The following is a 22815-nucleotide window of genomic DNA, read 5'->3' on the forward strand; positions in this document are numbered from 1 at the left end:
GGGAGGCGTCAGGACAAAGGGATTGGGGGGGGCGCGGCCCGGTTCCCCCGTCGCGGGCCGCGCCGACGCTCATTCGAGCGTGCTGAGAAACTGTGAGTAGGCCTTCGCGTCAGACGGCAGGTCCTCGACGAACATCCACGTGCTGCCGCGCCACTGGAACGCGCCGTTTGTGGTGTAGGCCTGCCCGTTGCGGTCGAACAGGGTGCCGTCCACGGGGATATATTGCATCACCGCTTCGGCGGGCACGGGGATCTTGCGCAGGGCCGCCGCCACCGCCTTGGTGTCTTCCACCGTGCCGGCCGCTTCCAGCGCCGCCTTCAGGGCATAGACCTGGTCATAGGCATAAGGCGAACTGGGCGAGGGGGCGGCGCCAAAGGCGGCGGTGTAGTTCTTGTTGTAGGCAAGGCCCGCGGGAGAGGCCGACTGGAGGGTCAGCTCGGTCGGCCGCAGGTCCCACACCCCCTCCATTTGCGCGGCGCTGGCCACCTTGAGGAACTGCTCCTCGCTGCCGCTGGTGAAGCCGTAGCGCGGCACGTCCATGCCCAGCTCCGCCGCCTGCCGGTAGATGAAGGCGGCCGGCTCCACATAGCCCGCCACCAGGATGGCATCGGGCTTCAGCTCGCGGATCTTGGTGAGCTGCGGGGTCATGTCGCGATCCTTCAGGCCGAAGGATTCCCGCGCAATGATCTCGCCGCCGGCCTTCTTCAGTTCCTTCTCGAAGGCGTCCACGTAGCTGGCGTAAAAGCCCACATCGAGGGCGCCGAGCACGGCGATGCGCTTCTGGCCCTTCTTGGCCACGAAGGCACCGGCGGCGGCGCCGGTATAGTCGGCCGGCGGGCGGGTGCGCACCAGGTTGGGAATGCCGCGGGTGGTGATGGAGCGCTCGGCGGCATTGCCCACCAGCATCACCGCATCCTCGTTCTTGATGAAGGACGCGACCGCCGCCGTCGCCCCGGAGCAGCAGAAGCCGAGGATATATTTCACCCGGTCGCGGTCGATCAGCTTGCGCACCGCATTGGTGGCCTCGGTGGGGTTGGCCTTGTCGTCATAGGCGATGACGTTGAGCTTATAGACGTCCTTGCCCACCTTGATGCCGCCGGCGGCATTGATCTCCTTGGCCGCCATCTTGACCGCATTGGCTTCCGCCAATCCATAGACGGCGCCGCCCCCGGTGAGGGCATCGCTGACGCCGATGTCCAAGGTCTTGTCCGCCGCCCAGGCGAAGGCGGTGGACAGGGCCAGGGCGGCGGCCGCGGCCGCAAGACCTGCGAATGGCTTCCTCATGGTCGTCTCCCTCAGTCTTGCCGATATTTTTGCTTCGGCTTTCTGGTCGATGGTTCGGACGCCGGTCCGGCCGCTTCAGTGGCCGAGATAGGCTTTGGCGATGTCCGGGTGGGATTGCAGTTCGGCGCCCGTGCCGGTGAGCACGATTTCCCCCGCCTCGAACAGGTAGGCGCGGTCGGCGAGGCGCAAGGCGAGGTGGGAATTCTGTTCCACCAGCAGGATGGTCATGCCGGTGGCCTTGATGCGGGCGATGGTCTCGCCCACTTCCGCCACGATCTTGGGGGCAAGCCCCAGGGAGGGCTCGTCGAAGATGCACAGGCGCGGCCGTGCCATCAGCGCCCGGGCGATGGCCAGCATCTCCTGCTCGCCCCCCGACAAGGTCCCCGCCGCCTGAGCGGCGCGGGCGCGCAGGATGGGGAACATGTCCATCATGGCGTCCAGGTCCTGGGCCTGCGCACCATCGCGCCGGGCGTAGGCGCCCATGCGCAGGTTCTGGAGCACGCTCATCTGCGGAAACACCTGGCGCCCTTCCGGGCACATGGTGATGCCGGCCCGCACCACCGCATGACCGGGCAGGTTGGTGATGTCGCGCCCCTCGAACCGCACCGTGCCACCACGCGCGGGAACCAGCCCGCAAATGGCCTTCAGCGTGGAGGTCTTGCCGGCGCCGTTGGCGCCGATGAGGGCGACGCACTCGCCCGCCTCCACAGTCAGGTCGATGCCGTGAACCACTTCGATGGGGCCGTAGCCGATCCGCAATTGCTGCACCTGGAGCATGTCAGGCGGCCTCGCCCAGATAGGCGTCGATCACCACCGGATCGTTGCGCACCTCGCTCGGCGTGCCCTCGGCAATCTTGGTGCCGAAGCTCAGCACCACCAGCCGGTCGCAGATCTCCATGATGAGCGCCATGTGGTGCTCGATGATGAGGACCGAGGTGCCCCGGTCTCGGATGGCGCGCACCAGTCCCGCCAGGGCGCGGCGCTCGTGGGCGACAAGGCCGGCGGCCGGCTCGTCCAGAAGGAGAACGCGGGGTTCGGACGCCAGCGCCGTCGCAATCATGAGCAGGCGCTGCTGCGCGGCGGAGATGGCGCCGGCCCGGCGGTCGGCGATGCCTGAAAGCCCGGTGAGCGCCAGAAGCTCCTCCACCTTGTGCCTCAGCCCCTCCCGTCCGGCGCCACGCCCCAGCAAGGTGCCGGCGGGCTGGCGCACATGGGCGCCGAGGGCCACATGGTCGCGCACGGTGAATTCGGGGAAGATGCTGGCGGTCTGGAAGGTGCGCGTCAGGCCGCGGGCGACGCGGTCATATTCGGGCAGGGTGTGCACGGGCACCCCGGCCAGCAGGATCTCGCCCGAGGTGGGCGGCAGGACACCGGCGAGCACATTGACTGTGGTGGACTTGCCCGAGCCATTGGGACCGATCAGCCCGAGGATCTCACCCGGTCGCACCTCGAACGACAGGTCGCGGACGGCCCTGACGCCACCGAACGACTTGCACAGGCGGTTGACCGCAAGGGTCGCCGTCATGCCCTTCCCTCCCATCCGCCTTTTTTTGAAGTGCGGTTGCTAGACACCTATCGCCAAGCGGGGAGGATGAAAAATTCAAAGATTGCGGGGTGGCATCGAAAATTTCGATTATGCTCGCCGGCATCGAGCAGAGGCGCGCGGCCGTGGCGGATAGCAAAGCGATCCGAAATATCAAGTCGATTCAAGTGTTTCATGCGGTGTGCGAGACCCGCAACGTGACCAAGGCGGCGCTCGCGCTCAACACCAGCCAGAGCTCGGTGAGCTACCATATCAAAAAATTGGAAACGGACCTGTCCATCGCCCTGTTCCGGCGCACCCGGAGCGGCCTGGAGCTCACCGAGGCCGGCAGCCTGCTGGCGACCTATGTGGAACGTGGTCTGACCATCATACAGGCGGGCCAGGAGCATGTAACCGGGAAAGCGCGCTCGGTGCGCATGGCCTTGCTCCCCATGTTCGCCAGCCGGTGGCTGTCGCCGCGCCTGGGGCAGTTGCTGGAAAGCCGGCCGGGCCTGCATCTGTCGATCCAGAATCACAACAACAGCTATGCCACCATGGCGGACCCGGACCGGTTCGCCGATCTCGGCATTCAATGGGGACGGGGCCATTGGCCGGCCTTCGAGGTGACCGCCCTTTGGCCGGAGCGGCTGGTGGTGGTCTGCAGCGCGGATTATCTGCGCCAGCATCCCATCTCCAGCCCGCAGGACCTTGCCCGCTGCACCCTTCTGCACGTGGACGACACCCAGATGTGGGATGACTGGTTCCACCGCAACGGGCTGCCCCTTTCCCCCTCGCAGCATCAGATGATGCTGGAAGACCGGCACTTCCAATTGTCGTCCACCATCAACGGGCTGGGCGTCTCGCTCTTCGCCTGGTGGCTGGTGCGCAAGGAGATGGAGAGCGGCGAACTGGTGGACCCCTTCGCCCACCGCTTCGAGACCAGCTTTGCCTACCACCTGGTGTTTCCCAGGGATCGCGACCTCTCCCCCTCCGCGCGCTGGGTGCGCGACTGGCTCCTGGAGACCAGCGCCGGCGGCCCCGCCGCAGAGCCGCGCTGAGAGGGGAAATGCAAACGGCCCGCCTCCAGCGGAAGCGGGCCGGTGGTCCGACCTGAGGAATGCCCCCCGCAGAGCGGCTCAGGCGTAGAAGCCGGCGATCAGGGCAAAACCCAGGAGCGAAATGAAGGCCCAGGCGGCCGCGCCCAACGCCAGCGGCTTCAAGCCCTTGGCGCGCAGCTTGCGCACATCGGTCTCAAGACCCATGGCGCCGAGCGCAATGGCCAGGAGGAAGGTGGTGACCTGCGCGATCTGGGGCTTGGCCTCGGCGGGCACGATGCCGAGGCTGTTCACCACGATCATGGCCATGAAGCCCAGCACGAACCACGGCACCGGCGGCGCCGCGCGTCCGGCCTCGCCGCCCTCGGCCCGGCGGGTGGCGGCAAAGCCCAGCGCCAGGACCAGGGGCGCCAGCAGCATCACGCGGGTGAGCTTGGCGACCGTGCCGAACTCGCCGGCCTCCTGACCGCCCTGGAAGGCGGAAGCCACCACTTGTGCCACCTCATGAATGGTGGCGCCGGTCCACAGGCCATAGGCATGGGCCGAGAAGCCGGTGAGCGGCAGCAGCACCGGGAACAGCAGCATGGAGATGGAGCCGAAGACGGTCACGCAGGCCACCGCATAGGCCACGTCCTCATCGGAGCCGCGCGTCACCGTGTTGGTGGCGATAACGGCGGAGGCGCCGCAAATGGAGGTGCCGGCCGCGATCAGTTCCGCAAGGCGCGGTTCGACGCCCATGACGCGGCCCATCCAGCGGGTGGCGAAGAAGGTGGCCACCAGGCAAAAGGCAACAATGAGGAAGCCGGAAGCGCCGATCATCTGCACCTGGGCGAGCGTCAGCTGCAGCCCCAGCAGGACGATGCCGAAGCGCAGGATGCGGCGCAGGGAGAATTTCACCCCCGGCACCGCCCAGGCGGGCGTGCCGATGAGATTGTGGAAGCTCATGCCCACCACGATGGCGATGACCAGCGGGCTCAGCGAGGAAATGCCGGGAATGAGCCGCAGGCCATAGGCAAGGCCGGCCACCGTCACCGTGAGCGCCAGGCCCGGCACTATGTTCCCCGCCGCCTTCGCGGCCGGCCCCAGAGCGCCAGCCAGAAACGACGGCGCCACCCTCTCCTCGGCCATTGCGGCCTCCCTGTTTTCCCGGCTCAAAAGTGCGGCCGCACGTTCGATCGATCAAATAGGCATTCGTGTTTGGTTTGATCTGATTTTCAGATTGTTCTTCCCCGACCGCGCAGGAGGCGCCACCCCAGGGTCGCTCAGGCAAAATGTCATCTGCCCTTCACCGAACGGTCCCCCGCCCTTCACAGGAGTGAGGCTGAATACCAGCGGTTGCACAGGTGTTTGAATACCTCTGATCGGTGGGGGGAAGGTGATGAAGGCAAGTCTTGCCGCGTCCGTCGCGGGGCTTCTTGTTGTCTCCGGCGCGGGTGCATGGGGCGCCGATCTTCCGGTGAAGGCCAAGGCGGCCGACTATGTGCGGGTCTGCTCCGCCTATGGCGCCGGCTATTATTATGTCCCGGGCACGGACACCTGCCTGCGGATCGGCGGCTATGTCCGATTCGACACCTATCTGAACGCCGTCGGCACCTTCAACCCGGCCATTTCTTCCGCCGCCGCCACGGCCTTCAAGGCGCCCGGAGCGAGCATCGGGGGCTATCCGTTCAGCACCTCGGCCGACCCCGCCTATCTGACCCGCGCCCGCACCATCCTGGACCTGGATGCCCGCACTGCGACCGACTATGGCGTCCTGCGCTCCTATCTGCGGTTCGGCGTGCAGTGGGATTCCCAGTCCGGGGCCGGCAGCCCCTCCGGCGCCTCGCCCTATTTCGAGCGGGCTTTCATCCAGTTCGCCGGCTTTACCTTCGGCTATACCCAATCCTTCTTCGACACCGGGATCGGCTATATGCTGACGACGCCCTATGCCGGCTCGAACACCTGGACGTCGCTGATTGGCTATACCGCGCAATTCGGCGGCGGCCTGTCCGCCACGCTCGCGGTCGAGGACGCGGCCAACCGCACCACCGGCCTGCAATATGGCCCCTCGGTTTCCACCTTCGCCTCCAGCTCCACCCTCTCCAGCCTGGGCGGGCTGAGCTATGTGAATGCGCAGGAAGGCACGCAGGTGCCGGACTTCGTGGCCAACCTGCGGCTTGACCAGGCCTGGGGCACGGCCATGGTTTCGGGCGCGCTGCATCAAGTGGCGGGCATGACGCCGACCACAGCGGGCGCCGCCTATTTCGGCGCCTCCGGCTCGGACGCCTGGGGCTGGGCGGTGGGCGGATCCCTGGAGGTGAAGCTGCCCATGCTGGGGGCGGGCGACAGCCTTTACCTGCAGGCCAACTACACGTCCGGTGCGCTGAATTATCTGGGCCTGTCGGGCAATTACCAGGCCCGCGCCACAGCTCTGGGCGCGATCGATCTCAATGGCGGCCTCACCGCGGTGAGCGGCGGCTATTACCCCATCGCCGACGCCATCTGGAACGGCTCTGACTATGCGCAAGAGAAGGGCTTTGCCCTGCAGGCCCAGTTCCGCCATTTCTGGCAGCCGGCTTTGCGCTCGGCCGTCTATGGCGGCTATGTGCGGCTCGACGTGCCCGTGAATGCGACGTTCTCGGCCGCCACCATGGCCAGCTCGCCCGCCGCCCGCCTGTTCAATGCGGGCTTCGACGTGGAGATGTGGCAGGCGGGCCTGAACACCGTGTGGTCGCCGGTGCGCAATCTCGACCTGGGCGTGGAGGTGCTTTATTCGCGGGTGAGCGGTAGCCTGCCGCTCAGCACGGTTTCCGTCTCCGGCACGCCGTCGGCGGGGAGCCTGGCCATGTTCGGCGGTTCTGCCGACGTGTGGTCTGGCGGCTTCCGCGCCCAGCGGAACTTCTGAGCGCTTACTCCGCCGGCACTTCCAAGGTGGTGTTGAACACCACCAGATCGCCGCGATACTGGCCGATGCCAAGATAAAGCACCCGGCCATCCTTGTCGGTGATGAGGCGTCGGACCTCGCCGACGGGGGCGCCGACGGGCAGATCCAGGAGGCGGGCCACCGTGAGGTCCGCCGCCAGGATGCGGAAGGACTGGGCCATCTTCTTCACCTTGGGCTGGCCCAGGCGGCCGAGCACGGGGATGACCATGGCCTGGTCAAACGCCTCCGGCGCGAGGGCGTAGCAGGCATTGTCGAGATAAAGGTCGATGACGCAGTAAGGCTGGTTGCCGGCCCGGTGCACGCGCCGCATGTAGCGATAGGAGGGACCGGCCCGGCCCTCCTCGGGGCGCAGTGCGGGCAACGCCACCTCCGCCTCCACCGTGAGCGTCTGCGGCAGGTTGCCGTCCAGCATCTGGAGGAAATTGTCCCAGCTGGAATCCAGCTGGATGATCTTGCGCGGCTTCAGCCCGTCGGCGACGAAGGTACCCTTGCCCTGCACGCGGTCGATCAGGCCGTCATCCGCCAGCACACCCAGCGCCTGGCGCACGGTGACGCGGGCCATGCCATATGTGTCCGACAATTGATCGAGGGTGGGCAATTGGGTGCCGGGAGGCCAGCGGCCCTCCTGGATTTCGGCGCGCAGGAGGTTGGACAGGGCCACATAGAGCGGCAAGGACGACGTGCGCAGGCGCCGGCGCGCCTCCTCGCCGTCATGCACGTCACCGTTAGGCCCCATCGCCGTATGATCCACCACTCTCAGCTCCGCCGTCACCCGATCTCGCCGCATGTGAAGCCGCTCTGTCTAGTCCTTCCATAGGCGTAGACGAAGCCCATTTGGTGGGCGGTTCCGCCCGCCGGGAGCGGCCGAAGAAAAGGCAGTCTGCACAGGAAATAATCTTGTCTGCTGGTTGACCATACCATAGCATCTTTTCACGACACAGAGGGAAGACGACCGCAACCGGCGCTCCCCCCGGCCCTCGGGCCGGGCCCAGCCAGAGGGACATGGTCCATGCACACATCCTTACGCCTGCGCCTTGCCGCCGTCGCCGCCGCTGCGCTCCTCACCCTGGCCGCGCCGGCGCGGGCGGAGATGAGCAATGTCCGCGTCGCCACCCAGATCGGCCTGCCCTACCTGCCGCTCATCGTCATGCAGGCCGACAAGCTGTGGGAAGAAGAGGCCAAGAAACGCGGCCTCGATGTTACCGTGGAATATGCCCGCCTCGGCGGCGGTGCCCCGCTCAATGACGCGCTTCTGTCCGATTCCGTGCAGATCGCCTCCGCCGGCCTCGCCCCCATGCTGACGCTTTGGGACAAGACGGCGAAGAATTACGGGGTGAAGGGCCTCTCGGCCATCAACGCTTCGCCCATGTATCTCCTCACCAACAATCCCAACATCAAGTCCATCAAGGATTTCGGCCCCAACGACCGGATTGCCCTGCCCTCCATCAAGGTGTCCATCCAGGCCATCGTGCTGGCCATGGGCGTGGAACAGGCCTTCGGCCCCGGCAAGTCCGGCGAACTGGACAATATCGAAGTGGCCATGGCCCATCCCGAGGCCTATGCGGCCCTCACCAGCAAGGCGGGCGGGATTACCGGCTACATGGCCTCCTCCCCGTTCCAGGAGCGGGCGCTGAAGGTGCCGGGCATCACCAAGGTGGCGGATTCCTTCCAGATCCAGGGCGGGCCGGCCACGCTGTCCGTCATCTACGCCAAGTCGGATTTCGTGAAGAACAACCCCAAGCTGGTGGAGGCCTTCATGGCCGCCCAACGCCGGGCGGTGGACCTCATCAAGACCGACCTGAAGGGCTCCATCGACAAATATTACGCCGTCACCGGCGACAAGACCGACCGGGCCATTGTCGAGGAAATCCTCGCCTCGCCGGAATACGACTTCGACATCTATCCCAAGGAAAGCATGAAGATCGCCGACTTCATGTATCGCACCGGCGCGTTGAAGCAGAAACCGTCCTCCTGGAAGGACTATTTCTTCGAGACCGTGCATTCCGAAAAGGGCAACTGAGCCTGCTCCGGCCGGCGTCGGATCAAGCGGCGCCGTCTCATCGCCCCCTCGCAACGTTGCGGCCCCCAAGGTCCCGCCGCGGACGGCCTCGTGCGCCCGCCCGCCGTCTCAAACCTGACGAGTGACCGATGCCGTCTCCCGAAACCCTGCTCTTCTCCTTCGCCCTGGTGGGCGATACCCACGTGAAGCCCGAAAGCGGCGACCAGTCCGCCCCCTGGAAGGTGAACGAGAAGGCCACCAGCCGCGCCCGCTTCATCGCCCGCGAGATTGCCCGCTACGAGCCCAAGTTCGTCATCCATCTGGGTGACCTGGTGCATCCGGTGCCCGAACTGCCCACCTTCAACGCCGCCGTGGCGCTGATGCAGGACGTGTTCCGCCAGCATCACAACCGCATGCATGTGCTGCCGGGAAATCACGACATCGGCGACAAGCCCAACCGGGCCATGCCGGCCAAGGGGGTGCGGGAAAGCTGGATCGACATTCACGAGAAGAATTTCGGCCCCGGCTGGCGCGCCTTCGACCAGGACGGCATCCGCTTCATCCTGCTCAACACGCCCATCCTGAATTCCGACCTGCCGCGCGAAGCGGAGCAGCGCGCCTGGCTGGAAGGGGCGCTGGAAGAGGCCAAGGGCCGGCGCATCTTCGTCTTCCTGCACTATCCCCTGTTCCTGCTCGGGCCCAATGAGCCGAGCACCTATGACAATATCGACGAGCCCGCCCGCTCGGATCTTCTTTCCCTCTTCCGCGCCCATGAGGTGGAAGCAGTCTTTGCCGGGCACGTGCACAACATCTTCTATCACCGGCTGGACGGCACCGAATTCTACGTCATGCCGGCCACGTCCTTCGTGCGGCAGGACTATTCGGAAATGTTCCGCATCGAGGCGGCCGCCGAGAATGGGCGCGATGATGCCGAGAAGCTCGGCTTCGCCATGATCGACGTCCACACGGACGGCCATGTGGTGCACTATCTGCGCAGCTATGGCGCTGAGATCGCGGAAGCCGAGCAGCAGGCGCCCATCGCATCCCGCTCCACCGCCCCCCTGCCCCACCCCAAGAAAGGCGGTGGCGCGCCCATCGGCGTCTTCCTGCGCCATCCCTGGGCCGAGACCGTCACCTTGCCGCAGAACGGCCCCATGGACGAGTTCGTGCGCAAGCAGGCGCGCAACGACTATCCCATCGCCGCGCTTTGGCGCCTGGGTGTCACCCATGCCCGCGTGCCGCTGGACGACCTGATGGATCCGGTCTCCCGCGCCCGCATGGCGGATCTCGTCGCCATCGGCCATCGCTTCACCGTCTCCGGCTTCGGCGTGCCCACGGGCGCCGCCCGCGCGGCCCTCATCGAACATGCCGGCTTGGTGGACCGCTTCGAATGCGTGCTGCCCTTCGAGGCGATCCTGCCCTGCGTCCCCGCCCTCGCCGCCTTCCGGGCCGACTTCGCCCGGCCTGTGACGCTCGCCCGGGTCGCCACCTCGGCGGATGAGGCGAAGGTGGGGTCGAAGATCGAGTTGTTCGTCTCCCACGGCTTCCGGCCGGACCAATTGCCGGAGATCGAGGAGCTTGTGGCGGGTGGCCTCACCGGCATTGACGGCGTGGTGGTGCGGGCCGGCCTCGGCACCGACTTCGTCGCGCTGGCGGGCAAGCTGGACGCCTGGTCCAAGGCCAACGGGCTGTCGGTGGACCTCAACCTTCGCGTGGCCGCCAACAACCCTGCCACCAATGTCATTGATGACGGCGCCATCCTGGCGGCGGCGGTGGAGGCCTATGCCTGCGCCCTCGCTTTTCCTGGCCTCACCGTCATGTTCGATCCCTTCATGGATCTGGATCGCGGCTATTTCGTCCGCCATGGCCTTGTGGACCGCCGCTGCAACCTGCGCCCGGCCGGCCTTGCAGTGGAAGCGCTCGCGGCCTTCCTGCCTTGCGGTGGGGTCGCGTCTCCTGCCCTGACGGCGATGACGGCCGACGGCGGTCGTGTGCTGGTGCTGGACAGCGAAGACACGGCCGCCGCCATTCTCCTGCCGTCACCGGGGACATCGCTGGTGATCCCGGCCGAGTTCGCCGCTCTCCTGCCGCAGGCCCTGCACGTCGTCCCCCTCGACGCATCCTGGACCCTCTCCCCCACCCTCGGCAGCGTCCCCACGGGGCGCTTGCCGGAGCGCGTGGCGGGGCCGACCCTGCTGGTCGGTTCCCGCACCAAATAGGGATAAGCGCCCCATGAGCCTTGCCCCCGCCCACGACCCCGCTTTGCCCGTTCTCACGGCTGACGACGTGTCGCTGCAATATCGCACCCGCGATCATCTGGTGACCGCCACTTGGCGGGTCTCCTTCAAGGTCCATCCCGGCGAACGCTTCGTGCTGCTCGGCCCGTCGGGCTGCGGCAAGTCCTCGCTGTTGAAATCGGTGGCCGGCTTCCTGCCGCCGGTGGAAGGGCGCATCCGCCTCAATGGCCGCGAGATCAAGGGCCCCGGCCCCGACCGCATGATGGTGTTCCAGGAGTTCGACCAGCTCCTGCCCTGGAAAAGCGTCTACGAGAACGTGGCCTATCCGCTCAAATGCACCGGCCGCTTTCCCGCGGCCGAGATCGAGCGGCGGGTACGCGGCTATCTGGACAAGATCGGCCTCACGCGCTTTGCCGATGCCCATCCCCACATGCTCTCCGGCGGCATGAAGCAGCGCGTGGCCATCGCCCGGGCCATGGCCATGGAACCCGACGTTCTGCTCATGGACGAGCCGTTCGCGGCGCTCGATGCCCTCACCCGGCGCACCATGCAGGCGGAATTGCTGCGCCTGTGGGACGAGACGCGCTTCACCCTCCTGTTCGTGACCCATTCCATCGAGGAGGCCCTGATCGTGGGCACCCGCATCCTCGTCCTTTCCCCCCATCCCGGACAGGTGCGCGCCGAGCTGGACGCCACCGGCCTCGGCTTCGAGGAGGCGGGTTCGCCCCGCTTCGTCGCCCTGCAGAACCGGATCGAAGCCATGCTGTTCGGCCATGCCGCTGCTGAGGAGGCCCACTGATGAGCGAGGTCCTTCCCCTGCGCCGCGACCCTCCCGCGCGCCCCGAATATGAGCGCACGCTGGAGACGCTGGGCACCATCGGCGAGATCCAGCGCCAGCTCACCTTGGCGGAGCGGCTGAGACAGAACGCCTTCTTCCGGCGCCTCCTGCTCCTGGTGGCGCTGGGCGCCGCCTGGCAGATCTATGCGGTCATCCTCAACAACGAGCTGATGTTCCCCACCTTCAGCGCGACGGTTGCAGCACTGTGGGATGCACTGGTGCACGGCACGCTCCTGGAGCGCACGCTCTATTCGCTGAAGGTGCTGGTGATCGGCTATGTGATCGGCGTCGGCCTCGCCGGCCTGCTGGTGTCGCTCTCCGCCTCCACGCGGTTCGGCAACGACCTGCTCTCCACGCTCACCGCCATGTTCAACCCGCTGCCGGCCATCGCGCTTTTGCCGCTGGCGCTGTTGTGGTTCGGGCTCGGCATGCCCTCCATCGTCTTCGTCATCGTGCATTCGGTGCTGTGGGCGGTGGCGCTCAACACCCATTCCGGCTTCCAGTCGGTGAGCGAGACCATGCGCATGGCCGGCCAGACCTTCGGCCTGAAGGGCCTGCGCTACATTTTCGGCATCCTCATCCCGGCGGCGCTGCCCTCCATCGTCTCCGGCCTCAAGATCGGCTGGGCCTTTGCCTGGCGCACGCTGATCGCCGCCGAACTGGTGTTCGGCGCCTCCTCCCGCTCGGGCGGCCTCGGCTGGTTCATCTTCGAGAACCGCAACTCGCTTGAGACGCCCTACGTGTTTGCCGGCCTGCTCATGGTGATCCTGATCGGTCTCGCCATCGAAGGCCTCGTCTTCCGCACGCTGGAAATCCACACCGTGCGCAAATGGGGAATGCAGAGATGATCCTCTCCAACCCGTCGGACACCGGCACAGCTCCGGTCCGCGCCCGCCCCAACTGGGTGCCCGAGCCGCCCTCCATCGCCCCCGAGCGGGCCGGCCGCGTGACGCTCTCCCCCGCCGGCCCCTTCCCGGCCGGCTCCTACCAGCACATCACGCTCACCTACACCGCCGGCCATTACGGCATCGACGATACGGGCACGCTTCGGGTGTGCTTCCGCTTCGCCACCGACCAGGGCCAGCCGCAATTTAACGATCCGGCGGGCGCCAATTACGTCTCCATCAGCGCCAGCAACGGCGCCGTCCTGGATGCGCGCTTCGACTACAAGCTGAATGTGCGCCCCTTCGACCGGACCCTCGTGATCCGCGTGGTAAAGGGCTATCTGAAGGAAGGCGACACCATCACGGTGCGCTTCGGCGACCCGGCCGGCGGCTCGCCCGGCTTCCGCCTTCAGACCTTTGCCGACCCCTTCCACGAATTCCAGGTGCTGGTGGACCCCATCGCCTGCGGCCATTATGTGCGCGTGCCCGACCAGCCCACCTTTGCCATCGTGGCGGGGCCGGTGGAAACATTCGCCCTCGTGCTGCCCACCCGTGTCGCGCCGGGCGCGCCCTTTGCGCTGGGCATCCGGGCGGAGGACCGCTGGGGCAATCCGGCGGATCTCTCCGGCCGCCAGCTTCTGCTGGAGGCGGACGCCGCGGTGGAGGGCCTGCCAGCTGACATCGGCATCGCGCAAGCGTCACCCTCCGTGCGCATCGAGCCCCTCACCGCCAGCGAAGGTGTCGTGCGCATCCGCCTGAAGGATGAAGCGGGCGCGGTGCTCGCCACCTCCAACCCCGCCGTCGTGACGCCCTCCGACGGCCTCCTGCGCCTGTGGGCGGACCTCCACGCCCAGAGCGGGGAGACGATCGGCTCCTCCTCCGCGCACGATTACATGTGCTTTGCCCGCGACGTGGCCTTCCTGGATGCGGTGGGCCACCAGGGCAACGACTTCCAGATCACGCTCGACTTCTGGGCCGAGTTGAACCGCCTGATGGGCGCCTTCAACGCGCCCGGCCGCTTCATCACCGTTCCCGGCTATGAATGGTCCGGCAATACGGGCCTTGGCGGGGACCGCAATGTCTTCTTCCCCCGAGAGGACGGCACCATCCGCCGCTCCTCCCACGCGCTGGTGCCGGACCGCTCGGACGAGGCAACCGACGCCATCGATGCCCGCGCCTTGTTCCGCGACCTCGGCACCTCCGGCGATGATCCGGTCTGCTGGGCCCATTGCGGCGGGCGCTATGCGGACATCCATTACGCGCACGACGTGCGGATCGAGCGCGCGGTGGAGGTGCATTCCTCCTGGGGCACGTTCGAGTGGCTATTGGCTGATGCTTTCGAGCGCGGCTACCGGGTGGGTGTCGTGTGCAATTCCGACGGCCATAAGGGCCGGCCCGGCGCCGAGGCGCCCGGCGCCTCCATGTTCGGCGCGCTGGGGGGCCTGACCTGCTTCCTCGCGCCCCGGTTCGACCGGCCGGCCCTGTTCGAGGCCATGAAGGCCCGCCACCATTATGGCACCACCGGATCGCGGCTTGACCTCGACGTGCGCATGGACCTGCCGGAGGGCAGCCTCGTCTATGGCGACGACCCGTCCTTGCCCGAGGCCGAGGGCGAACCCGCCACCACCGCCATCATGGGCGACATCGTCGCCACCCGGGCGGGCACCGCCCGTCTCAGACTGCGCCTGGAGGCCCCAAGCCCGCTCGTCGCCCTGGAAATTCGGGACGGCACGCAGGTGATCGAGACCATCCGGCCCTATGGCGATGCCAAAGGCGGGCGGCGCATCGTCGTGATCTGGTCGGGCGCCGAATATCGCGGCCGCTTCCGCCAGAGCGTGTGGGACGGTGCCCTGGAGGTTTCGGGCAACACGATCGTCTCCGCGAAGCCCATCAATTTCTACAACCCCGACAAGCCGCTGAAGATCGAGGGCAACAGGGTGGCCTGGCAGTCGGTGACCACCGGCAATTTCGCGGGCGTCGAGCTGGAACTGGCCGACGGGCAGGCCGGACGGCTCACCGTCACAACGCCCAACGGCACGCTGGACCTCGCCATTTCCGACATCGCCGCCGAGCCCATCACACGCGACTGCGGCAAGCTGGATCGCGCACTCAGCGCCCATCGCCTGCCTGATGAAAATCCCCACCTGTCGCTGATGCTGGAGCGGGACATTCCCCTCGAAGCCGGCACGGAACGCCGCATCCTCGTGGCCGCGACCTTCGAGGATGGCCACCGGGCCTGGTCGAGCCCCATCTATCTCATCCCGGAGGCGGCGCGGTGACGACACCCTTCGCCTTCGTTCCCCTCGCCCCCGGCCGGAGCCTTGAAAAGCCCCGGCGCACCGGGCTGACCATGATGATCGACCAGGGCCTCGGCCTTGGTGCCGTGCGGGATATCCTGGCCACCGCCGGGGCTTATATGGACCTCGCCAAGATCAAGACCGGCACCGCCCGGCTCTATGGCGAGACGCTCCTCATGGAGAAGCTCGCCGCCTACCGGGACGCCGGCGTGCGCCCCTTCATCGGCGGCCAGTTCCACGAATATGTCTTCGCCACCCTGGGCGCGGACGCCTTGCCGGGCTTCTATGCGGAGGCCCTGCGGCTCGGCTTTGCAACCATCGAAATCTCCGACAATGTGGTTCCCCTCACCGATACCGAGCGGGCCGCGCAGATCCGTGCGGCGCGGGCGGCAGGGCTTTCCGTCTTTGCGGAAGTGGGTGCCAAGGACCGCCGCACCAGTGCCGTCGAAATGGTGTCACAGGCTGAGCTTTGCCTCGCCGAGGGCGCCGAACTGGTGCTGGTGGAAGCGGCCGAGCTGGTGGTGGATGGCGTCGCCGACGAGGACATGCTCGCCGCCCTCCATGCGGGCATCGATCCGGCCCGGCTGATGTTCGAGCTGCCCGGCCCCTGGATCGCCGGCGTGCGCGCCTGCGACATCGAGAGCCTGAAGAAGCTGCTGGTGCGCAGCTTCGGTCCGGACGTGAACGTCGCCAACGTTCCACCCGACACAGTGCTTGACTTCGAGGCCACCCGCACGGGCCTTGGCGTCGCCGGCCCGCCCGCCTTCTGGCACTGACCCCGCATAGCCGGCCGGGCGGTCACGCCGGTCCGGCGGGCGGTGGGCCCGAGGGGGGATGGAAGGGCGTGCCGCTCCCTTCGCCGCCAATCTCCTCGGTGGCAATATCGCCGGTCGGCCGCAAGGCGTGGGGCACCTCGCGCTTGCGGGCCAGTTCGTCCATGCGCGCCCGCATGGCCGGGCGGCGGGCCAGAAGATCATCCAGGTCCCGCGCATCCAAGATCAGCAGTTGCGTGCGGCGGGTGGCCCGCACATTGGCGCTGCGCCGGCTCTGCGACAGCAGCGCCATCTCGCCGAAGAAGTGCCCCTCTCCCAGAAAGAGCGGCTCCCCCGGCAGCTCGATGCGCACCTCGCCGGACAGGATGAAGAACATGGACCGCGCCTCCTCCCCCCGCCGCGCGAGCAATTCGCCGGGATAGGACGTGTGGGCGGAAAGCAGCTTCAGGATCTCGCCGATGGCCGCCGCATCCAGCTCGCAGAAAAGCGGCACGCGCGCCACCATGCCCCAGGTCACCACGAAGTCGCGCCGCCGGATCACCGCCGCGAAGGAGGAGGCGACAATGCCCACCGGCAAGGCCAGCAGGATCATGCCCGTGACCATGGTCAGGGCCGCGATCATCCGCCCGGCAAGGGTGGCCGGCACCGCATCGCCATAGCCCACGGTGGTCACGCTCACCACCGCCCACCAGGCGGCGAGCGGAATGGAGCCGAACCGGTCCGGCTGCACATCCCCCTCCACCAGATACATGAGGGAGGCGGAAAACAGCACGACCACGCCGATGATGCCGACGCAGGCCAGCAAGGCGTGCCGCTCGGCAAAGAGCGCCTCGCCCAGCGAGGCAAGGCCCGGCGAATAGCGCGCCAGCTTCAGAAAGCGGATCAGCCGCAACAGGGCGAGCGTACGCAGATCCGCATGGACGAACAGGGCGAGGCCGAACGGCAGGACCGACAGCAGGTCCACGATGGCGAAGGGCGTAACGGCATAGCGCATTCGCGCCTCGCCATGGGAGAGGCCCCGATAGCGCGGATCGAACGGGGCCACCCACAGCCGCAGCGCATATTCCGTGAGGAAGACCCCAAAGGACATCGCCTCGAACAGACGAAGCGGGGTCCGATAGGCAGCATCGAAGGACGGCACCGTTTCCATCACCGCCGCCGCGGAATTGGCAAGGATCAGCAGCACCAGACCGGCATGGACGGCGCGTGCCACCGGGTCGCGGGGGTTCTCCCGCTCCAGCACCTCATAGATTCGCCGCCGCGTGCTGGTTTCCACCTGACGCTCCCCGCCCATGCCTCCCGCCCCACGGCCCCGACGGGGCGGACCAGACCAAGGCCTTGATCCGTTCGCGTCGGCACTATGTTCCTCGCAGAGGCGGTTTCAAAGACAGGAAAGATCCGCGCCCGGGACCTTTTCATCCCCTCCGCCCCTTGCCGTCCGACCGACCCGACCCAGGGCGGCGCCGACCAAGGCCAACCGACGCGGCTTCCCACTCTGCAGGACCATGCGATCGGCGCGGCCCTATGGGAGACGCCCATGCCGGGTCCCGTGCGCCCGCTCCCGCGCCCATGGAGCCGGCGCCCCCGACACGGACACCGCCATCAGGCCGAGAGTGGCAGACCAGGGCTCTGCCGGACGCCGGTCCATGCATATTTAGTGGCAGCTGGAGGAGCATTCGGCGCGCTGTGGATAGCCGTCCGCCGGAAAGCGAGACTTCGACAAGCCTCCCCCGGCCTCCTGCGCGGCCGCGATCTGATCTCCCTTAGGCAAAACGGGCCGGAAGCCTTGGCGCGGTCCTTCGGTCTCTTAGCCGTCCGCCTCTCTAAGGATCGGCGCTGCCGGCCAAGGGCCGGGAGGGTCTTTCAGCACGACAGCAGATCGCAAAGGGCGCAGGAAAGCCGCCTCGATCGCCCGCAACGTGATCCCGACCCGCAGGATGCCGGCCGTCCCCTTACGGACGCTCCGTTTCGCTCCCGATCGGAGCATGATCTCCAAGGAGGACCCACCGCCCCCCCCCCGCGGGGCAAGACGTCCGCGCGGGGCAAGGCGCCATGCGCCTGCCACGGCGGACGTGCGGGCATGAGGGTCAAGGCTAGGTCATCCTGGCAGGGCCAGGGTCCCCGGAGCGCCGCCCTTTCTCTGACAGGGCCTCCGTCTCAGTCCGGTCGGACCATCATCGAGGGGCGGCCGGCCTCACCCGGGAGGGGCAAAACTCCATGGGTCTGCAACGGCGGACGTGCGGACATGAGGGTGAAGGCCGGGCCATCCTGGCAGGGCCGGGTTCCCCGGAACGCCGTCCCTTCTCTGACCGGCCCTCCGTCTCACTCCGGTCGGGCCATCATCGAGGGGCGGCCGGCCTCACCCGGGAGGGGCACACTCGGTCCGGTAGCCCTCGGGCCACAGCTGGCCCGCAGACAAAAGCGGTTTGAGAGGGCGAGAGCGCACGTGCGCTTGAGGGAGAAGGCGCAGGCCACCACGGCCGCCCCCAGGACGCCGCCCAGAAATGGCGACGGCCAGCCTAGGGAACGTGGGACCGTCGGCCGCTTGGGCTCCACAGGCGCGCTCATACCCGGCCTGGCGTGCCTTTCGTCTTCGTGCCGCGACTGGCGAATAGCGACATCCGCCCGCAGGAGCGGCTTGCCCAAACGTCCGGCCTGCCGCGCGGCGGACAGGGCGGATCGCGGAAAGTCCCATTCCCTGCGAAATCGACGATGTGAGATGCCCCGCGGCGGGTCCATCCCCCGGGTGACCTTGCCGTGAGCGGGACTATCGTCTCGCGGACCGTCACATCTCCGGCCGGACATCCTCCTCGCGGACGACGTGCGATCGGGGTCATGTGATCCGCTCACCGGCGCGCCCGCTCAGCCCGCCGCATCCTGCACCGGTCGTGTCGCGCGCGCCTTAGGACGCGAGCGCGGCCTCCACGGCAGCGAGGGCGTCCGTCGCCTTGCTGCCATCGGGTCCACCGGCCTGAGCCATATCGGGCCGGCCGCCGCCGCCCTTACCCCCCAGCGCCTCGGCGCCCCGGCGCACCAGGGCCACGGCATCGAAGCGGGCGGTCAGGTCGGCGGTAACGCCCACCACGATGCCGGCCTTGCCGTCATCGGTCACGCCGACGATGGCGACCACGCCGGAGCCGAGCTGCTTCTTGCCCTCGTCCACCAGGCTCTTGAGGTCCTTCAGCTCAATGCCCGAGACATGCTTGGCCAGCAGCTTCACGTCGCCCACCTGCCGGGCCGCGTCCTGGCCGGCCGCGCCGCCGCCCATGGCGAGCTTCTTGCGGGCTTCCGCCAGATCCCGTTCCAGCTTCCGCCGCTCTTCCACCAGAGTGGCAATGCGGGCCTCCACTTCGGAGACAGGAGCCTTCAGCAGGGAGGCCGCGCCCTGAAGCGCCGTGCTGGCCGCGTTCAGATGATGGCGCGCCGCATTGGCCGTCAGGGCCTCGATGCGACGCACGCCGGCCGCCACGGCGCTCTCCGACACCACCGACACGAGGCCGATATCGCCGGTGCGCGCCACATGGGTGCCGCCGCACAATTCCACCGAGTAGGGCGCGCCATTGCCGGCATCGGTGCCCATGGTCACCACGCGCACTTCGTCCCCATATTTCTCGCCGAACAAGGCGCGGGCGCCCGACGCGATGGCATCGTCCACGCCCATGAGCCGGGTTTCCACCGGCTCATTGCGCAACACATAGGTGTTGACGATCTCCTCCACCTCGGTGACCTCGTTGGAGGACATGGGCTTGGGATGGCTGAAATCGAACCGGAGCCGGTCGGGCGCGACCAGCGAGCCCTTCTGCGCCACATGGTCGCCGAGCACCCGGCGAAGGGCCTCGTGGAGCAAGTGCGTGGCCGAGTGGTTGGCGCGCACGGCGGCCCGGCGCGCATGGTCCACTTCCAAGGTCAGGGCCGTGCCCAGGCTGAGGGTGCCCTCATTGACGCGCACCTCGTGGACGAAGAGGTCGCCGAGCTTCTTCTGCGTGCCGATGACGGTGGCGCGCACGCCTTCCCCGACCATGACGCCGGTGTCGCCCACCTGGCCGCCGGATTCGCCATAAAACGGCGTCTGGTTGAGCACCACCAGCCCCTGCTCGCCCGTGGCGAGCGCCTCGACTTCACCGCCGTCGCGCACCAGCGCCCGCACCACGCCTTCGGCGCTCTCGGTGTCATAGCCGAGAAACTCCGTGGCGCCCTCGCGCTCGCGCAGGCCGAACCACACCGTGTCCGTGGCCGCCTCTCCCGACCCCGACCAGGCGGCGCGGGCATCGGCGCGCTGCCGCTCCATGGCGGCATTGAAGGCGTCCGTGTCCACATGGATGCCGCGGCCGCGCAGCGCGTCCTCAGTCAGGTCGAGGGGGAAGCCATAGGTGTCGTAGAGCTTGAACGCCACGTCTCCCGGGAAGCGGGCGCCGGCCACCAGCCCCGCGCTTTCGTCCTCAAGGATGGTCAGGCCGCGCTCGAGCGTGCGGCGGAAGCGCTTTTCCTCCAGCAGCAAGGTCTCGGCCGCCAGGGGCTCGGCACGGGCGATCTCCGGATAGGCCCGGCCCATCTCGCGCACCAGGATGGGAACCAAGCGGTGCATGAGCGGGTCGCGCGCGCCCAGCAACTGGGCGTGGCGCATGGCGCGGCGCATGATTCGCCGCAGCACATAGCCGCGCCCCTCATTGGACGGGAGCACGCCATCGGCGGTCAGGAAGACGGAGGCGCGCAGATGGTCGGCGATGACCCGATGGCTGGCCTTCTGCGGCCCCTCGGGGGACACGCCCGTCAGCTCCGCGACCTCCGCGATGATCGCCCGCATGAGGTCAGTTTCGTAATTGTCGTGCGTGCCCTGCAACAGAGCGGAGATGCGCTCAAGCCCCATGCCGGTGTCGATGGACGGGCGCGGCAGCCGCACCCGCTCGCCGCCGGGCAGTTGCTCATACTGCATGAACACGAGATTCCAGATCTCGATGAAGCGGTCTCCATCGGCATCCTCGGAACCTGGAGGGCCACCGGGGATATGGTCTCCGTGGTCAAAGAAGATCTCAGAGCAGGGGCCGCAGGGCCCCGTATCGCCCATGGCCCAGAAATTGTCCGAGGTGGGAATGCGGATGATGCGATCGTCGGGCAGACCGGCAATCTTCTTCCAGAGCTCATGGGCCTCGTCGTCCTCCGAATAGACGGTAACGAGGAGCCGGTCCTTCGGCAGTTCGAACTCACGTGTCACCAGCCCCCAGGCGAGCTCGATGGCGCGGTCCTTGAAATAGTCGCCGAAGGAGAAATTCCCCAGCATCTCGAAGAAGGTGTGGTGCCGGGCGGTATAGCCCACATTGTCCAGGTCGTTGTGCTTGCCGCCGGCGCGAACGCACTTCTGGGCGGTGACCGCGCGGGAATAGGGACGCTTTTCAACGCCAGTAAAGACGTTCTTGAACTGCACCATCCCCGCATTGGTGAACATCAGCGTGGGATCGTTGCGCGGCACGAGCGGAGAGGAGGCGACCGCCTCGTGACCGTTCTTGACGAAGTAGTCGACGAACGTCGACCGGATCTCGTTGACGCCGCTCATGTCCCGGCCACCATACCCTTGGTTTCGTCCGCCGGCCGCGCAGCGCTGTCCGGCGCCCATGGCCGTGCCCCAGGGGAGCCAAGCCGAATGGACCCGTTCGTTTAGCGGGCACCTGTCCGGTTGTCCAGAAAGGGGCGATCGCCCGCTGGGCAATTCACAGCCGGCGACATCTGTCACGGAGGACGGGCGGCCCGGCGGTGCGACCGCCCCGTCCCGGGCTGGGCCGGAGCCCGCCAGCGGTGGAAACGTCAAGCTTCAACCGCCGGCCAGGAATGAAGGACCTTCAGCGCTTGGCTCAGTCCGGGCTCGCCGCGTCGCCATCCTCTTCCGGCGAGCCGGTGAGGATCTGCTCGGCAATCAGCCCCGCATTCTGCCGGATGGCCGCCTCGATGCGGGCGGCAATCTCCGGGTTCTGGCGCAGGAAGGTCTTGGCATTCTCGCGCCCCTGCCCCAGCCTCTGGCTGTCATGGGAGAACCAGGCGCCGGACTTCTCCACCACGCCGGCCCGCACGCCCAGGTCCAGCAGTTCGCCGAGCTTGGACACGCCCTCGCCATACATGATGTCGAATTCGACCTGCTTGAAGGGGGGGGCCAGCTTGTTCTTGACCACCTTCACGCGGGTCTGGTTGCCCACCACCTCATCGCGCTCCTTAATCATGCCGATGCGGCGGATGTCGAGGCGGATGGAGGCGTAGAATTTCAGGGCGTTGCCGCCGGTGGTGGTCTCGGGCGAGCCGTACATCACACCGATCTTCATCCGGATCTGGTTGATGAAGATCACCATGGTGTTGGACTTGGAGATGGAGCCGGTGAGCTTGCGGAGCGCCTGGCTCATGAGGCGCGCCTGCATGCCGGGCTGGTTCTCGCCCATCTCGCCCTCGAGCTCGGCCCGCGGCGTGAGAGCGGCCACCGAATCCACCACCAGCACATCAATGGCGCCGGAGCGCACCAGCGTATCGGCGATCTCCAGGGCTTGCTCGCCGGCATCGGGCTGGGAGATCAGCAATTCATCCAAATTGACGCCGAGCTTGCGGGCATAGATGGGGTCGAGCGCGTGCTCGGCATCAATGAAGGCGCATACGCCGCCCTTCTTCTGTGCCTCCGCCACCACGTGGAGCGCGAGCGTGGTCTTGCCGGATGATTCCGGCCCGAAGATCTCCACGATGCGCCCCTTGGGCAGGCCGCCGATGCCAAGCGCAATGTCTAGCCCGAGCGAGCCGGAGGGGATGCTCTCCACCTCCATCACTTTGCCGCTCTTGCCGAGCCGCATGATCGAGCCCTTGCCGAAATGCCGCTCGATTTGCGACAGCGCGGCGTCGAGTGCCTTCGTCTTATCCATGGAAGAACCTTCGACGAGTCTGAGTGTCGACTGAGTCATCGCTGTGCTCCGCGCCGGACGCAAGATTGTCTCGGATGTTTTTTCGTACCACCTTTGTTCTACGTTCGCAATAT

Annotated in this window: 16 protein-coding genes; 8 read left to right on the forward strand and 8 right to left on the reverse strand. The window is 67.3% G+C overall.

The genetic code is table 11. From position 1 onward, the window contains the following. Window positions 1-69: 69 nt before the first annotated feature. From ACT54L_RS07490 to ACT54L_RS07500, 3 genes are all read right to left on the reverse strand, one after another. Window positions 70-1284, reverse strand: a complete 1215-nt coding sequence (locus tag ACT54L_RS07490) for an ABC transporter substrate-binding protein (RefSeq protein WP_476084912.1) — start codon at window positions 1282-1284, stop codon at window positions 70-72. Window positions 1285-1359: 75 nt separating this feature from the next. Further along, a complete protein-coding gene (locus ACT54L_RS07495) occupies window positions 1360-2061 on the reverse strand; it encodes an ABC transporter ATP-binding protein (RefSeq protein WP_476084913.1) in 702 nt (233 codons plus the stop codon). Window position 2062: 1 nt separating this feature from the next. Further along, complete coding sequence (locus ACT54L_RS07500; RefSeq protein ID WP_476084914.1) at window positions 2063-2809, reverse strand: ABC transporter ATP-binding protein; 747 nt, start codon at window positions 2807-2809, stop codon at window positions 2063-2065. 143 nt (window positions 2810-2952) lie between these two features. Here ACT54L_RS07500 and ACT54L_RS07505 point away from each other — a divergent pair, with 143 nt between their 5' ends. After that, on the forward strand, window positions 2953-3864 hold the full coding sequence (locus ACT54L_RS07505) for a LysR family transcriptional regulator (RefSeq protein ID WP_476084915.1): 912 nt from the start codon (window positions 2953-2955) through the stop codon (window positions 3862-3864). A 78-nt stretch (window positions 3865-3942) separates the two neighbouring features. On the opposite strand, the gene ACT54L_RS07510 is transcribed toward ACT54L_RS07505, so the two are convergent. Next, entirely contained in the window at window positions 3943-4989 is a 1047-nt protein-coding gene (locus tag ACT54L_RS07510) for a YeiH family protein (protein WP_476084916.1), read from the reverse strand. A gap of 250 nt (window positions 4990-5239) precedes the next feature. On the opposite strand from ACT54L_RS07510, the gene ACT54L_RS07515 reads away from it, so the two are divergent. Then, entirely contained in the window at window positions 5240-6745 is a 1506-nt protein-coding gene (locus tag ACT54L_RS07515) for a porin (protein ID WP_476084917.1), read from the forward strand. A gap of 4 nt (window positions 6746-6749) precedes the next feature. Here the strand turns inward: ACT54L_RS07515 and ACT54L_RS07520 are convergent, their stop codons facing one another. Continuing rightward, complete coding sequence (locus ACT54L_RS07520; protein ID WP_476084918.1) at window positions 6750-7520, reverse strand: GntR family transcriptional regulator; 771 nt, start codon at window positions 7518-7520, stop codon at window positions 6750-6752. A gap of 273 nt (window positions 7521-7793) precedes the next feature. On the opposite strand from ACT54L_RS07520, the gene ACT54L_RS07525 reads away from it, so the two are divergent. The 6 genes from ACT54L_RS07525 to ACT54L_RS07550 all read left to right on the forward strand — a co-directional run bounded on the left by ACT54L_RS07525 (window position 7794) and on the right by ACT54L_RS07550 (window position 15815). After that, window positions 7794-8804, forward strand: a complete 1011-nt coding sequence (locus tag ACT54L_RS07525) for an ABC transporter substrate-binding protein (protein ID WP_476084919.1) — start codon at window positions 7794-7796, stop codon at window positions 8802-8804. Between the two features lie 128 nt (window positions 8805-8932). After that, window positions 8933-11002 (forward strand): metallophosphoesterase family protein, encoded by a 2070-nt coding sequence (locus tag ACT54L_RS07530; RefSeq protein ID WP_476084920.1) that lies wholly within the window; start codon window positions 8933-8935, stop codon window positions 11000-11002. Between the two features lie 13 nt (window positions 11003-11015). Next, window positions 11016-11819, forward strand: coding sequence for an ABC transporter ATP-binding protein (locus ACT54L_RS07535; protein WP_476084921.1), 804 nt, complete (start codon window positions 11016-11018; stop codon window positions 11817-11819). Continuing rightward, complete coding sequence (locus ACT54L_RS07540) at window positions 11819-12706, forward strand: ABC transporter permease (RefSeq protein WP_476084922.1); 888 nt, start codon at window positions 11819-11821, stop codon at window positions 12704-12706. The genes ACT54L_RS07535 and ACT54L_RS07540 overlap by 1 nt, the downstream gene beginning before the upstream one ends. Further along, window positions 12703-15021, forward strand: coding sequence for a PHP domain-containing protein (locus ACT54L_RS07545; protein WP_476084923.1), 2319 nt, complete (start codon window positions 12703-12705; stop codon window positions 15019-15021). The genes ACT54L_RS07540 and ACT54L_RS07545 overlap by 4 nt, the downstream gene beginning before the upstream one ends. Next, complete coding sequence (locus tag ACT54L_RS07550; RefSeq protein ID WP_476084924.1) at window positions 15018-15815, forward strand: phosphosulfolactate synthase; 798 nt, start codon at window positions 15018-15020, stop codon at window positions 15813-15815. The genes ACT54L_RS07545 and ACT54L_RS07550 overlap by 4 nt, the downstream gene beginning before the upstream one ends. 22 nt (window positions 15816-15837) lie before the next feature. Here ACT54L_RS07550 and ACT54L_RS07555 read toward each other — a convergent pair whose 3' ends face one another. The 3 genes from ACT54L_RS07555 to recA all read right to left on the reverse strand — a co-directional run bounded on the left by ACT54L_RS07555 (window position 15838) and on the right by recA (window position 22741). Next, window positions 15838-17088 (reverse strand): cyclic nucleotide-gated ion channel, encoded by a 1251-nt coding sequence (locus ACT54L_RS07555; protein ID WP_476084925.1) that lies wholly within the window; start codon window positions 17086-17088, stop codon window positions 15838-15840. A 1626-nt stretch (window positions 17089-18714) separates the two neighbouring features. Then, window positions 18715-21363 (reverse strand): alanine--tRNA ligase, encoded by a 2649-nt coding sequence (gene alaS, locus ACT54L_RS07560; protein ID WP_476084927.1) that lies wholly within the window; start codon window positions 21361-21363, stop codon window positions 18715-18717. Between the two features lie 295 nt (window positions 21364-21658). Further along, entirely contained in the window at window positions 21659-22741 is a 1083-nt protein-coding gene (gene recA / locus ACT54L_RS07565; RefSeq protein ID WP_476084928.1) for a recombinase RecA, read from the reverse strand. Window positions 22742-22815 lie beyond the last annotated feature (74 nt).

Source organism: Aquabacter sp. DMC10 (assembly GCF_056314145.1).

Bases quoted from the DNA above. Each gene is read 5' to 3' on its own strand.
- ACT54L_RS07510 (WP_476084916.1), bottom strand. From the start codon at position 4,989: ATGGCCGAGGAGAGGGTGGCGCCGTCGTTTCTGGCTGGCGCTCTGGGG.
- recA (WP_476084928.1), bottom strand. From the start codon at position 22,741: ATGACTCAGTCGACACTCAGACTCGTCGAAGGTTCTTCCATGGATAAG.
- ACT54L_RS07490 (WP_476084912.1), bottom strand. From the start codon at position 1,284: ATGAGGAAGCCATTCGCAGGTCTTGCGGCCGCGGCCGCCGCCCTGGCC.
- ACT54L_RS07520 (WP_476084918.1), bottom strand. From the start codon at position 7,520: ATGGGGCCTAACGGTGACGTGCATGACGGCGAGGAGGCGCGCCGGCGC.
- ACT54L_RS07530 (WP_476084920.1), top strand. From the start codon at position 8,933: ATGCCGTCTCCCGAAACCCTGCTCTTCTCCTTCGCCCTGGTGGGCGAT.
- ACT54L_RS07545 (WP_476084923.1), top strand. From the start codon at position 12,703: ATGATCCTCTCCAACCCGTCGGACACCGGCACAGCTCCGGTCCGCGCC.
- ACT54L_RS07525 (WP_476084919.1), top strand. From the start codon at position 7,794: ATGCACACATCCTTACGCCTGCGCCTTGCCGCCGTCGCCGCCGCTGCG.
- ACT54L_RS07515 (WP_476084917.1), top strand. From the start codon at position 5,240: ATGAAGGCAAGTCTTGCCGCGTCCGTCGCGGGGCTTCTTGTTGTCTCC.
- alaS (WP_476084927.1), bottom strand. From the start codon at position 21,363: ATGAGCGGCGTCAACGAGATCCGGTCGACGTTCGTCGACTACTTCGTC.
- ACT54L_RS07540 (WP_476084922.1), top strand. From the start codon at position 11,819: ATGAGCGAGGTCCTTCCCCTGCGCCGCGACCCTCCCGCGCGCCCCGAA.
- ACT54L_RS07500 (WP_476084914.1), bottom strand. From the start codon at position 2,809: ATGACGGCGACCCTTGCGGTCAACCGCCTGTGCAAGTCGTTCGGTGGC.
- ACT54L_RS07535 (WP_476084921.1), top strand. From the start codon at position 11,016: ATGAGCCTTGCCCCCGCCCACGACCCCGCTTTGCCCGTTCTCACGGCT.
- ACT54L_RS07495 (WP_476084913.1), bottom strand. From the start codon at position 2,061: ATGCTCCAGGTGCAGCAATTGCGGATCGGCTACGGCCCCATCGAAGTG.